General features: G+C 69.8%; 15 protein-coding genes and 1 pseudogene. 8 read left to right on the forward strand and 8 right to left on the reverse strand.

Annotated elements, in window-relative coordinates; translation table 11 throughout:
* Positions 1 to 6: 6 nt before the first annotated feature.
* The 3 genes from HHL11_RS13545 to HHL11_RS13555 are packed head-to-tail and all read right to left on the reverse strand — an operon-like array spanning position 7 to position 2,176.
* Positions 7 to 636: a 3'-5' exonuclease gene (locus HHL11_RS13545; protein WP_169418881.1), complete on the reverse strand. Its 630-nt coding sequence runs from the start codon at positions 634 to 636 to the stop codon at positions 7 to 9.
* Positions 633 to 1,562 carry an EamA family transporter gene (locus tag HHL11_RS13550; protein WP_169418882.1) on the reverse strand — a complete coding sequence of 310 codons (930 nt, stop codon included), beginning with the start codon at positions 1,560 to 1,562 and terminating at the stop codon, positions 633 to 635. The genes HHL11_RS13545 and HHL11_RS13550 overlap by 4 nt, the downstream gene beginning before the upstream one ends.
* Complete coding sequence (locus tag HHL11_RS13555) at positions 1,559 to 2,176, reverse strand: HAD-IA family hydrolase (RefSeq protein WP_169418883.1); 618 nt, start codon at positions 2,174 to 2,176, stop codon at positions 1,559 to 1,561. Before HHL11_RS13555 ends, HHL11_RS13550 begins: the two co-directional genes overlap by 4 nt.
* Before the next feature lie 73 nt (positions 2,177 to 2,249).
* Between HHL11_RS13555 and HHL11_RS13560 the strand changes: the two genes are divergently transcribed.
* A complete protein-coding gene (locus tag HHL11_RS13560; protein WP_169418884.1) occupies positions 2,250 to 2,861 on the forward strand; it encodes a LysE family translocator in 612 nt (203 codons plus the stop codon).
* Positions 2,862 to 2,867: 6 nt separating this feature from the next.
* On the forward strand, positions 2,868 to 3,602 hold the full coding sequence (locus HHL11_RS13565) for a methyltransferase domain-containing protein (RefSeq protein ID WP_169418885.1): 735 nt from the start codon (positions 2,868 to 2,870) through the stop codon (positions 3,600 to 3,602).
* Here the strand turns inward: HHL11_RS13565 and HHL11_RS13570 are convergent.
* From HHL11_RS13570 to HHL11_RS13590, 5 genes are read right to left on the reverse strand one after another with little or no spacing between them, the layout of a single operon-like run.
* Positions 3,599 to 4,564: a tripartite tricarboxylate transporter substrate-binding protein gene (locus HHL11_RS13570; RefSeq protein WP_169418886.1), complete on the reverse strand. Its 966-nt coding sequence runs from the start codon at positions 4,562 to 4,564 to the stop codon at positions 3,599 to 3,601. The two genes, HHL11_RS13565 and HHL11_RS13570, sit on opposite strands and share 4 nt — an antisense overlap.
* 51 nt (positions 4,565 to 4,615) lie before the next feature.
* Positions 4,616 to 5,614: a 2Fe-2S iron-sulfur cluster-binding protein gene (locus HHL11_RS13575; protein WP_169418887.1), complete on the reverse strand. Its 999-nt coding sequence runs from the start codon at positions 5,612 to 5,614 to the stop codon at positions 4,616 to 4,618.
* On the reverse strand, positions 5,611 to 6,090 hold the full coding sequence (locus HHL11_RS13580) for a GlcG/HbpS family heme-binding protein (RefSeq protein WP_169418888.1): 480 nt from the start codon (positions 6,088 to 6,090) through the stop codon (positions 5,611 to 5,613). Before HHL11_RS13580 ends, HHL11_RS13575 begins: the two co-directional genes overlap by 4 nt.
* A 10-nt stretch (positions 6,091 to 6,100) precedes the next feature.
* Positions 6,101 to 7,546, reverse strand: a complete 1,446-nt coding sequence (locus tag HHL11_RS13585; protein ID WP_169418889.1) for an aldehyde dehydrogenase family protein — start codon at positions 7,544 to 7,546, stop codon at positions 6,101 to 6,103.
* Positions 7,547 to 7,559: 13 nt separating this feature from the next.
* Positions 7,560 to 8,321 carry an iron-containing redox enzyme family protein gene (locus HHL11_RS13590; protein ID WP_169418890.1) on the reverse strand — a complete coding sequence of 254 codons (762 nt, stop codon included), beginning with the start codon at positions 8,319 to 8,321 and terminating at the stop codon, positions 7,560 to 7,562.
* A 169-nt stretch (positions 8,322 to 8,490) separates the two neighbouring features.
* Between HHL11_RS13590 and HHL11_RS13595 the strand changes: the two genes are divergently transcribed.
* From HHL11_RS13595 to HHL11_RS13620, 6 genes and pseudogenes are all read left to right on the forward strand, one after another.
* Positions 8,491 to 8,799, forward strand: coding sequence for a 2Fe-2S iron-sulfur cluster-binding protein (locus HHL11_RS13595; RefSeq protein WP_169418891.1), 309 nt, complete (start codon positions 8,491 to 8,493; stop codon positions 8,797 to 8,799).
* A gap of 13 nt (positions 8,800 to 8,812) precedes the next feature.
* Positions 8,813 to 9,103: pseudogene (locus HHL11_RS13600) on the forward strand (ferredoxin); the annotation flags it as partial.
* 45 nt (positions 9,104 to 9,148) lie between these two features.
* Positions 9,149 to 9,424: a 2Fe-2S iron-sulfur cluster-binding protein gene (locus HHL11_RS13605; RefSeq protein WP_169420042.1), complete on the forward strand. Its 276-nt coding sequence runs from the start codon at positions 9,149 to 9,151 to the stop codon at positions 9,422 to 9,424.
* On the forward strand, positions 9,421 to 10,191 hold the full coding sequence (locus tag HHL11_RS13610; RefSeq protein WP_342593215.1) for a sulfite exporter TauE/SafE family protein: 771 nt from the start codon (positions 9,421 to 9,423) through the stop codon (positions 10,189 to 10,191). The genes HHL11_RS13605 and HHL11_RS13610 overlap by 4 nt, the downstream gene beginning before the upstream one ends.
* Positions 10,192 to 10,197: 6 nt before the next feature.
* Positions 10,198 to 11,133: an ornithine cyclodeaminase family protein gene (locus HHL11_RS13615; protein WP_169418892.1), complete on the forward strand. Its 936-nt coding sequence runs from the start codon at positions 10,198 to 10,200 to the stop codon at positions 11,131 to 11,133.
* Between the two features lie 12 nt (positions 11,134 to 11,145).
* On the forward strand, positions 11,146 to 11,799 hold the full coding sequence (locus HHL11_RS13620) for a GntR family transcriptional regulator (RefSeq protein ID WP_169418893.1): 654 nt from the start codon (positions 11,146 to 11,148) through the stop codon (positions 11,797 to 11,799).
* Positions 11,800 to 11,849 lie beyond the last annotated feature (50 nt).

The raw sequence follows: 11,849 nt of genomic DNA on the forward strand, positions 1-11,849 counted from the left end.
GCCCAGTCAGGGCTTGCTGCCCGCCTGGAAGTAGCTGCGGATCGCCTTGGGGACGGCCTTGCGTTGCGCTTTTTGCACCTTCAGCAACAGCTCGTGCGGCACGTGCTCCAGCTCGTAATCGCGCTGCAGGTCGCCCTGGATGCGCGCCAGCAGCGCCGCGGCCACTTCGGCGTCCGCCAGCGCCCGGTGCGCGCGCCCCGACGAAGGCAGCGCATGGAAGGCGGCCAGCGAGCCGAGCTTGTAGCTCCCGGCTTCCGGATAGAGCCTTCGCGACAGCAGCAGGGTGCAGGCGAAAGGCGGCTGGGCCGGGGTGTCGCTGCCCAGGCGCTCGAGCTCGGCCTCCCAGAAGCGCTGGTCGAAGGACGCGTTGTGCGCCACCATGGGCGTGGCGCCGACGAAGCGGGCGGCTTCCGCCATCACTTCCTCGGCCGGCGGCGCCGCCTGCACCATCTCGTTGCTGATGCCGGTGTAGGCCTCGATGAAGGGCGAGATGCGCACGCCGGCGTTCATCAGCGACTGGAAGCGGCCGACCACCTGGTCGCCCTCCAGGATCACGATGGCGACCTCGGTCGCCCGGTCACCCAGGGCGGGCGACAGGCCGGTGGTTTCGAAGTCGATGACGGCGACGGGTTTCATGGGCGGGAGGAAGCAGGGGGAAGCCGCTGCGCGAGCAGCACGCAGCACAGGGCACAGAAGACGAGGAAGACGCCGGCCCATTGCAGGGGCGCGATCGTTTCGCCGAGGAAGGCGATGCCGGCCAGCATGCCGATGACGGGCACGCCCAGGCTGAAGGGGGCGACGCGGCTGGCGGCGAAGCGCTTCAGCAGCCCGGTCCACAGGCCGTAGGCGAGGCTGGTCGCCAGCCAGCCCAGCGCGGCGACCGCGGCCCAGGCCTGCCAGGGTGCGTGCCTCCAGTTGCCCTGGGACCCGGGCGGGTCGAAGCACCAGGACAACAGCAGGAAGGGAACGATGGCCACCGCGCTGGCCCAGACGACGAAGGGCAGCGGCTGGAAGGCGCCGCTGTCCTGCTGCGCCTTGCGCACGACGATGTTGGAGCAGGCCCACATGAAGGCGGAGCCCAGGTTCAGCGCCAGGCCCCAGCCGGTGACGGCCGTCCCGTGCGCCGTCCAGACGTTGGCGGCGAAGCAGGCCAGGCCCGCCGCCGCAAAAGCGAAGCCCACGCGCAGCGGGCCGCCGATGCGCTCGCGCAGCAGCATGGCGCCGAGGATCGCGGTGAAGAAGACCTGCGTCTGCATCACGACCGAAGCCACCGCCGCCGTCATGCCCACGCGCAGCGCGACGAACAGCAGCCCGAACTGGCCGACGCCCTGCGTCAGCCCGAAGGCGAGGATCCAGCGCGGCCGGACCTGCGGCAGCCCGACCCAGAACGCCAGCGGCAGGAAGGCCAGCCCGAAGCGGGCGGCGCCCAGCTGGAAGGGCGTGAAGGAGGCGAGGCCCACCTTCATCACCACGAAATTCAGGCCCCAGATGACGATGACGGCCAGGACCGAGGCCAGGTCCGAGGGCTTGAAGGGTGTCTGTGCGTTCGTTGGAGTCGTCATGCAGGCAGGCCGAAGTCGCGGGCGAGCGCGGCCGCCAGTGCAGGCACGTCGTTCAGCGCGTCATCGAAATGGATGCCATGCAGGCCCAGGGCCGTGGCGCGGGCCGCATTGCCGGCATCGTTGTCGATGAAGACGCATTCTCCGGCATCCGCGCCCGCGTTCTCCAGCGCGTGGCGGAAGATGGCTTCGGACTCCTTCGAGCAGCCCAGGTCGGCGGACACCACGATCGGGTCGAACAGCGCGTCCAGGTCCTGCACGGCGCGCAGCCGCCGGATGCGATCGGACTTGTTGTCGGTGATGATTCCGGCGCCGCAGCCGGCCGCGCGCAGGCGGCGTGCCAGCGCGAACATGGGCGCGTTGGCCGGCGTGCTGTCGAAGGCGTCCTGCAGCAGCTGCAAGGGCAGGGCGGCGCCCAGCTCCGCGCAGATCCGCGGCCAGGCTTCTTCGTGCGTCATCCGGCCCAACGTCAGCGCGTGGTTGTGGGGCGCGAAGGCCGCCCGCACGCGCTCCAGCGGCAGGCCGGCCGCCGCCGCAAGGTGGCGGCAGGTGGTCAGCGACCCGGTGCGGTCGGTGGTGAGCACGCCGTCGTAGTCGAAGAAGACGAACCGGATCATCGCCGCCGAGCTTACTGCACGCTGCCGGCGGGCGAACCTTCGTATCATGCAGGTTCTTCCCCAAGGACCCGACATGGACCTCCACACCTGGCTGGTGTACCTGGCGGCCGCACTGGCGCTGTCGCTTTCGCCCGGCCCCAACGGGCTGCTGGCGCTGACGCACGGGGCCATGTACGGCCATCGCATGACGGCGTACACGATCCTGGGCGGCGCTCTGGGCTTCATGGTGCTGATCGCCCTGTCGATGTTCGGGATCGGCGCGCTGCTGCAGGCCTCGCTGATGTGGCTGACGGTGCTGAAGCTCGTGGGCGGCGTCTACCTGGTGTGGCTGGGTGTCCAGCTGTGGCGCTCGCCGCCGATGGCCATGTCGATGGCGGCGCTGGTGGGCGGCGCGTCGCGGGCCAGGTTGTTCCGCCAGGGCTTCCTGTCGGCGGCGACCAACCCCAAGGGCATCCTGTTCTTCGCGGCCTTCCTGCCGCACTTCATCGACCCGAAGCGCGACCTGTGGCTGCAGTTCGCCATCATGGCCGGGACCTTCGCGGTGACCGAGATCACCTACGAGTTCATCGTCGCGTTCGCGGCGCACCGCATCAAGCGCTGGCTGGCCCGCGCCGGCCGGCGCTTCAACCAGGCTTGCGGCGGCGTGTTCGCGCTGCTGGGCATCGGGCTGGTGCTGCGCGACTGAAGCGGCGTGGACCTGGAGATCTCCGAGGCGGAAGGCCTGCGCGTCATGCGCTTCGGCACGCACTGGTGCCAGGGCGCGATGCGCCTGGACGCGCCGGACCGGCTGGAAATGGAGTACGCGCTGCGCATGTCGGCGTGGCTGCTGTTCCACGATCTGGCGTCGCTGCGCGAGCAGCACCTGGTGACTCTGGGGCTGGGCGCCGGCTCGCTGACCAAGTTCGCCTACCGCGTGCTGGGCGTGGAGGCGACCGCCGTGGAGATCGAAGCGGAAGTGATCGCGGCCTGCCGCGAACATTTCATGCTGCCGCCGGACGGCGCCGGCCTGCGCGTGGTGCATGCCGATGCCGCCGACTTCATCGCGAAAGAGCGCGGCTTCGACGTGGTGCAGGTCGACGCCTATGACGCGTCCGTGGATAAACCCGCGCTGGACTCCGAGGCCTTCTACGCCGATTGCCGCGGCGCGCTGCGGGATGGCGGGACCGTCGCCGTGAACCTGGTCGGCCGGGGCCTCGACGTGCGGGCCAGCGTCGCCCGCATCCGCCAGGGACTCCAACCGCGTGCGGTCTGGCAGTTCCCGCCGACCGAAGCCGGCAACGTGGTGGTCATCGCGCATTGCGGCGAAATGCCGCCAGAAGAAGTGCTGGCGGCGCGGGCCGTCGAAATCGAGCAGCGCTGGGACCTGCCGGCGGGCAGCTGGCTGGCCATGGCCCGGCGCTCCGCCGGGCCACCGCCTTCCGCCTAGTTGGCGGAGATCTTCGCCTTGGTGATCACCTCGCTCCAGCGCTTGCGCATGTCGCGGATCCAGGTGGCCGAGGCTTCGGGGGACAGGCCGGTGGGCGAGTAGTCGGCCTGGTGGTCCAGGTCCTGCACTTCCTTGCTGGCCATCGCGGCCTGCACTTCGCGGGTCAGCAACTGCAGGATTTCCTTCGGCGTGTTCGCCGGAGCCGCGATCACGTAGGCGAAGCTGGCGTTGAAGCCCGGGTAGCCCAGTTCGGCGACGGTGGGAACGTCCGGCGCGGAAGGCGAGCGGACGTTGCCCGAGACGGCCAGCGGCTTCAGCTTGCCCGCCTTGGCCTGCGGCCAGATGCCGCTGACCACTGCGAAGACGCTGTCCACCTGGCCGCCCATCACGTCGACCACCGAGGCGCCCGTGCCCTTGTAGGGAACGTGCGTCATGTCCAGGCCTGCCGTGGCCAGGAAGGCCGCCATCGTCAGGTGGCTGGGCGAGCCGTTGCCGCCGGAGGCATAGGACATCTTCTGCGTCTTCGCCAGCTGCACCAGGTCGGCCAGCGAGTTCGCCTTCACGTTCGGGCCCACGGCCAGCATCTGGCTGTAGGTGACCGGCACGCTGATGATGGCGAGGTCCTTGTTCACGTCGAACGGCATCTTGTCGTACAGCGACGGGTTCACCGTCAGCGTCGTGTCCAGCGCGAACAGGATGGTGTAGCCGTCCGCCGGCGCCTTGGCCACGATGTCGGCGCCGACGTTGCCGCCCGCTCCCGCGCGGTTGTCGACGATGAAGGGCTGCTTCAGCTTTTCCGAAACCTGCTTCACCACCACCCGCGCGAACGCGTCCAGCGGCCCGGGCACGGTGGTCACCACCACGCGCACCGGCCGCTCGGGATACTCCGCCAGGGCCGGCGTCGCCGCGGCCAGCGCACCCAGGGCCAGCACGGCGCCCATGATCTTGTTGATCGCTTTCACCTTTGTCTCCTTCGATTGCCGGGCTCTCTCAGGCCCATGGTTGCACAGGATTCACGCGACGGCTTCGGGCTGGAAGGTGAAGCCGTCGACATACACATGCCCGGCGCTGGCGCCGAGCTCCAGGAAGCGGTGCTTGGCCGCGCCGATCATCGTCGGCGAGCCGCACAGGTAGATCGCGTGCTCGGACAGGTCCGGGAAGTCCGCGGCCACGGCGTCCTGCACGTAGCCGCGCCGGCCGGTCCAGCCTGCGTGCGGACGCGACAGGACCGGCACGAAATCGAATTCGTACAGGCGTTCGCCCCAGGCGCGGATCTCGTGTGCGAGGTAGAGGTCGGCCTCGGTGCGGCCACCCCAGTACAGCGACACGGGCGGACAGTCCGCGTCGTCCATCAGCGCTTCCAGCATGCTCTTGAGGGGCGCCAGGCCGGTGCCGGTGGCCGCCATCACCAGCGGACGGTAGTCCTCCTCGTGGTAGCGGAAGCGGCCCAGCGGGATCTCCACGTCCAGGCGCTCGCCCGCGGCCAGCTGCTGCAAGGCGGCGTCGGTGAAGCGGCCGCCGGGAATGCGCCGCACGTGGAAGTCGACGCGGTTGCCCGCGGGGGCCGAAGCCATCGAGAAGCTGCGGTGCACGCCGGACTCCAGCAGCACGTTCATGTACTGCCCCGGGCGGTACTGCAGCGCGCCGCCCTCGATCTCCAGCTGCAGGCTGGCGACGTCGGGCGACCACGGCCGCACGCTGCGCACGACGGCCTGCCGGCGTTCGGCCGGCGGCGCATCGTCGCGCTCCACGCTGATCACGAGGTCGCTGCAGGCCCGCGCCTGGCAGGCCAGCGCGTAGCCGGCCTCGGCTTCCTCGGGCGCCAGCGCCAGGGGCATTTCCTCGTAGTCCACGCGGCCCTGGAGCAGCTTGATGCGGCAGGTGCCGCAGCCGCCGAAGGTGCACTCGTGGGGCAGGCCTACGCCCTGGCGGGTCGCGGCCTCCAGCAGCGGCTCGCCCGGCAGCGCCCTGAAGGCAGCGCCGGTTTCCTGCACGCTGATGCGGTGGCTCATTTCTTGATGTCCGCCTGCACCAGGACGTCGTAACCCTGCGGCTCCAGCAGCTCGCGTAGCGCCTGCAGGCCGGCCACGCCGCACTGCGTGTCCTGCTCGCCGTTGCCGCCGCTGAGGCCGATGCCGCCGATCACCTCGCCGTTGACGACGATCGGGTAGCCGCCGACGAAAGCGGCGAAGCGCCCCTCGAAACTGAGCTGGATGCCGAAGGCTTCGTTGCCAGGCAGCGCCGGGCCATCCGGCGCGCGGGTGAACAAATGGGTCGAGCGCTTGTGGCCGCTGGCGGTGAAGGCCTTGTTCCAGGCGATCTGCGGGCCGGTGATGCGCCCGCCGTCCATGCGTTGCAGCGCCAGCGGGTGGCCGCCCTCGTCGACGATGCACACCGATTCGCGCACGCCGATTTCCTCCGCCTTGCGCACGGCCGCCTGCGCCATGTGCAGGGCTTCGGCCAGTTCGAGCTTGATGGCTTTCTTCATGTCGCTGTCCTCAGAAGGCGCGGTAGACCGTCTTGGTCTGGGTGAAGAAGTCGAGGCCGACGCGGCCCGACTCGCGGAAGCCCGAGCTGCTGCTGGCCTTGTAGCCGCCGAAGGGCGCGTTGGTGAGGTTGCCGGTGGTCGTGCGGTTCACCTTCACCGTGCCGGACTGGATGTCGCGGCAGAAGTCATGCACGTAGCGCGGGTTGCGCGTGGCGATGGCGGCCGACAGGCCGTAAGGCGTGTCGTTGGCTTTCGCGATCGCGTCCTGGTAGCCGTCGACGTCGATCACTGCCAGGACGGGACCGAAGATCTCCTCCTGCGCGATCCGCGCGTGCGGCGAGACGTCGGTGAATACCGCCGGCTCGACGAAGAAGCCATGCTCGTGGTCCGGGCCGGTGAGGGCGCGGCCGCCGGCGGCCAGCTTCGCTTCCTGCTTGCCGATTTCCAGGTAGCGCAGCACCGTTTCGTACTGCTTGCGGGTAGCGAGCGGGCCGAGGTCGACGCCGGCTTGCAAGCCGTTGGCGATCTTCAGCTTCGCCATGCGGGCAAGCAGTTTCTCGACGAACGCAGCGCGCACCTGCTTCACGACGAGGATGCGGCTGGTGCCGGTGCAGGCCTGGCCGGTCAGCGAGAAGCCGCCCTTGACGGCCAGGTCGACGGCCTGGTCCAGGTCGGCGTCTTCCATCACGATCAGCGGGTTTTTGCCACCCAGCTCCATCTGCGTGCGGGTGGTGAAGGCGACGCTGCGGTGGATCTGCTCGCCCGCGGCGGTGGAGCCGGTGAAGGTGACGGCGCGCACTTCAGGTGCGGCGGTCAACGCGGAGCCGACGTCGCCCGCGCGGCCGGTCACCAGGTTCAGCACGCCCGCCGGTGCACCGCCCGCGGCCAGGGCCTCGGCCAGATGCACGCCGGTCAGCGGCGCATCGGACGAGGGCTTGAACACTACGGTGTTGCCGGTGATCAGGGCCGGCGCGATCTTGCGCGCCGGGATCGAGGCCGGAAAGTTCCACGGCGAAATGACGGCCACCACGCCCAGCGGTTCGCGCTGGCTGTAGACCACCATGTCGGGATCGTCCGAGGGAAAGGTCTCGCCGGTGTGGGTCTGGCCTTCCACCGCGTAGAAGCGGAAGGTCTGCGCGGTGCGGGCGATTTCGTCCTGCGCCAGCGCCAGCGGCTTGCCCATCTCGCGCGTCAGGTCGCGGGCGAGGTCGGCGGCGTGTGCATCGAGCCAGGCCGCGGCGCGGGTCAGCACCTGCGCGCGCTTGGCAGGCGCGAGTGCACGCCAGGCGGGAAAGGCGGCGGACGCGGAGCTGATCGCGGCCTGCACATCCCGCGCATCGGAGGCTGCGAAGCGGCCCACCAGCTCGCGCTCGTCGGCCGGGTTGCGGCGCTCGAAGGACTGGCCGGAGGCGGCGGCGCACCACTCCCCGGCGATGAAGTTGCGGTACTCGGTCACGAGGGCGCGTTCCTCAGGCCGTGGCCAGGGCAGGGGCGGGCTTGCTGTCGGCGGCCAGCAACTCGGCGAGCGGGATCTCGCTGGCGACGTAGTCGTTGTACAGCGCCGTCGTGTACAGCAGGCGCATCTGGGCGCCCACTTCGCAGATCTTCAGGCAGCGCTGCTGCAGTTCCACCGTGGTCGCATGCTGCAGCACGATCTGGTAGCCGCGCTCACCGTGGATCTCGTCGGACACGATGTGCAGGTCGAAGAACTCGACTTCCTCGTCGCTGAACCGGTACTTGTCGCGCAGCGTCGGCGTCTGCTTGCGGTAGATCGAAGGCACCTGCGATTCCAGGCCGACCACCAGGCCGGCGACGGCCACGACCGGGTCTTCGCGCATCGCGACCGCGTAGCACCAGCTTTGCAGGCCGCGCGTGGTGGGCGACATGTTGTCCGGGTCGACGACGCGCTCGCGCGTGGTGCCGCAGGCTTCGGCGAAGCGGATCAGCAGGTCGGTGTGGCGGTCGCCGCCGATCTCTTCTTCGTACATGTTGGACAGCAGGAAGTCCTTGGCTTCGGTCAGCGTGTCCGGCGTGCGGGCGTAGATGTAGGCCAGGTAGTCGGCGAAGGGGCCGACGTAGTGGTAGTGGTTCTCGGCCCAGCGCGCCAGGTGGGCCCGGCTGAGGCGGCCGGTGGCCCAGGCGATGCTGAAGGGCGACTTGTTGGCGCTCTTTCCCTGGATGGCGCGCTCCAGGGCGGCGCGGAACTGGTCGCGGTTCATGAGTTCGGGCATGCGGTTCTCCTGAGGTGGATCAAGGTTTGATCTGTAATTGCGGTATACGGTATCCCAAAATGGGAGAAGTTCAATTCCGGGTAATCACTATGGCCTCAGAGTAGGGGTGCGAACTCTGTTCGAGGACATAACGGTATACTATAGCCCAAGATCTCAAAAGGCAAACCCCATGCCCTTCGTCACCTTCCACAAGCACGGCCAGGTCTTCCGCGAGGAGGTCAAGCCCAACACCAACCTCGTGGTGCGGGCCGGCATCAAGCAGTTCCCCTATCCGAACCTCAGCTTCCAGTGCGGCATGGGCAAGTGCGCGACCTGCGCCTGCCGCGTGCTCGCCGGCGGCGAGCACCTGCCGCCGCCGAACTGGAAGGAGAAGAAGCAGCTGGGCGAGCGCCTGGAGCAGGGCTTCCGCCTGGTGTGCCAACTCTGGCTGGAGCACGACATCGAGCTCGTGCAGGAACCGCAAGCCGCCGCCGCCTGACGAGGGGAAACCGATGTACGTGATCCTGACCAGCAAGCCGGGCCAATACCGCAGCGAACCCGGCGCGGGCTTCGCGCCGCGCGAGCAGTACGACTACGTCTTCAGCGGCCGGTTGCTCTCGCGCTTCGTGATCGCCGAACTGCAGGCGCCGGGCCGCGTGCGCATCGTGGAGGAGGGCGAGGGCGGCACCGTGAACAGCGTGCCGTCCAAGTTCCTGCCTCGCTTCGACACGCTGGAGGCCGCGCGCGCCGAACTCGAGGAACTCACGCACTTCGGCGACCTCGATGCGCGCCTGCTGCGCCAGCCCCTCGTCGAAGCCCCGCCCGAACCGGCGGCGCCGCCCACGCACGTGCACGTCACCTTCGTTCCCAAGGGCGAGCGCCAGGTGACCGCGCCCTACAACAGCAACCTGTTGCGGGTGTCGCTGCGCGAGCAGGGCGGCATTCCCTTCAAGTGCGGCGGCGGCGTGTGCGGCACCTGCAAGTGCCGCATCGTGCTGGGCCGGGAGAACACCGACACCGTCAAGGCGAAGGAGCGCAAGCACCTGAGCGAAGAGCAGCTGGCGGAAGGCTACCGCATGGCCTGCCAGACCTTCGTGCTCGGCGACGTCGCGGTGACCTGGTGACCGACGCATCCCTGTTCTCCGCGCTGTGGCCGCCGGCCCTGGACGCCGGCCGCTATGCAGCCATGGGCCTCCTGGTCTTCGGCGGCGCCTGCCTGCAGGGCGTGGGCGGGCTGGGCTTCTCGATGTTCTGCGCGCCGATCGCGCTGCTGCTGTTTCCCGAACTCGTTCCCGGCCCGCTGCTGGCGCTGGGCTGCCCGCTGGCGCTGCTGGCGGGCCTGCGCGAATTCAAGGCGATCGAGTGGGGCACGGCCGGCTATACGCTGGTGGGCCGCGCGCTCGGCGCGGCGCTTGCCACCGCGGTCTTGCAGGTGCTTTCGGGGCCGACGCTGTCGGTGGTGTTCGCACTGCTGATCCTCGGTGGCGTGGCCTTGAGCGTGCAGGGCTGGGTGGTGCGCGTGACGCCTGCCGCCAGTTCCGCCGCCGGCGTCGCCTCCGGGCTCATGGGCACGATCACTTCCGCGGGCGCTCCGCCGCTCGCCATCGCGCTGCAGGACCTGCAGCCGGCGCCGCTGCGCGCGACGCTGGGTTGCGTGTTCTTCATCGGCTCGGTGATGTCACTGCTGGCGCTGGCCGCGGCCGGCAAGACCGACGCGCACAATCTCCTCATCGGCGTGCTGCTGCTGCCCTGGATGGCGGCCGGCTTCTTCGCCTCGGGGCCGCTGGCGCGGCGCATGTCGCGCACCGGCGTGCGGCGCGTGCTGCTGACGCTGGCCACCTTCAGTGCCCTGGCCGTGCTGGCGCAAGGCCTTCTGCATTCCCAAGCCTGAACCTCCATGCTGCACATCACGGATTCGATGATCGACGCCGCCGTCGCCCCGGCGGACGCCCAGCAGGCCCTGCTGGAAGCCTTGCGCAGCTTCGGCGCCGGCCGCGGCGCGATGCAGGAACGCATCCGCACCGAGGCCGGCGGCGTCAAGGTGTCCACCATGGGTGCGGTGTTGCCGGACCAGGGCTTCGCCGGCGCCAAGGTCTACACGACGATCAAGGGCCAGTTCGATTTCGTCATCCTGCTGTTCTCCGCCGAAAGCGGTCGGCCGCTCGCCTCGCTCGAAGCGAACGCCATCACCCGGCTGCGCACCGCCGCCTGCTCGGTGATCGCGGCGCGCCGATTGGCGCGGCCCGATTCGCGCCGGCTCGCCTTGTTCGGCGCCGGCGTGCAGGGGCAGGCCCACGCCATGCAGTTTTCCCGCGCTTTCCCGCTGGAGGAGATCCGCGTGGTCGATCCCTATGCGCCGGCCGACGTCGCCGCGCGCCTGGAGGCCGACTGCGGCGTGCGCGTGCGCATGACCGATGCAGCGGCCGCCGTCGACAACGCCGACATCGTGGTGACCGCTTCGCGCTCCACGCAGCCCCTCTTCGACGGCGCGGCGCTGGCGCCCGGTACCTTCGTCGCGGCGATCGGCTCCAGCCTGCCCGGCACGCGCGAGCTCGATGACACGGCCTTGCGCCGCGCCTCGCGTATCGTGATGGACTGGTCGCCGCAGACCTTGCGCGAAGCAGGCGACCTGGCCCAGGCCGGCCCCGGCTGCCTGGCGCCGGACAAGATGGCGGACCTCGCCGAGGTGGTGAGCGGCTTGAAGCCCGGCCGGGCCGGCGCGGAAGAAATCACGATCTACAAGGCCGTCGGTGTCGGCCTGCAGGACGTGGCGCTCGCCGGCCTGGCCTGGCAGCGCATCACCGCGAACGGCCAGGAAGCCGTCGCCGCATAAAATCCCCCCAGCATGGACCTGCCGATTCCCGAACGCACGCTGGGCGAAAGCCACTCGCCGCTGACCCGCATGGTGGTGGACACGTTGCGCGACCGCATCCTCAGCGGCGCGGCCGCCGGTGGCGACCGCCTGGTCGAAGGCAAGCTGTCCGAGGAACTCGGCGTGTCGCGCATGCCGGTGCGCGAGGCCTTGCGCCAGCTCGCGTCCGAAGGCCTGGTGACCATCGAGCCGCGCCGCGGCGCCGCCGTCACCCAGTTCAGCGAGGAGCAGGTCCGCGAGCTGGTCGAAGTGCGCGCCACGCTGGAAGGCCTCAACGCCAAGCTGGCCGCCAAGCGCCACGACGCTGCCAAGATCGAGGAGCTCCAGAGCATCCTGTCCGAAGGCGTGCGGCTGGCCGAGACCGGCGACACGCTGACCTTGATGCGGCTGAACCAGCGCTTCCACGACGCGCTGGCCAACATCGCCGCCAACTCGGTGCTGCGCGACATCATGCGTTCGCTGCGGGACCGCACGGCCTTGCTGTTCTCGCCGCTGAACAGCGGCCGCGGCAAGCAGAACTGGGAAGAGCACGCGGCGATCCTGCGCGCCGTGATCGACGGCGATGCGGAACTCGCTTCGCTGCTGGCCACCCGCCACGTGTACAACGCGGCGCAGATGCAGCCCTGAAGCCGCAAGCGGCCGCTGCCGGCCGCGCTCGAGGTAGGACGGGCAGCACC

The sequence above is a fragment of the Ramlibacter agri genome, from assembly GCF_012927085.1.
In the GTDB taxonomy this organism is placed as follows: domain Bacteria; phylum Pseudomonadota; class Gammaproteobacteria; order Burkholderiales; family Burkholderiaceae_C; genus Ramlibacter; species Ramlibacter agri.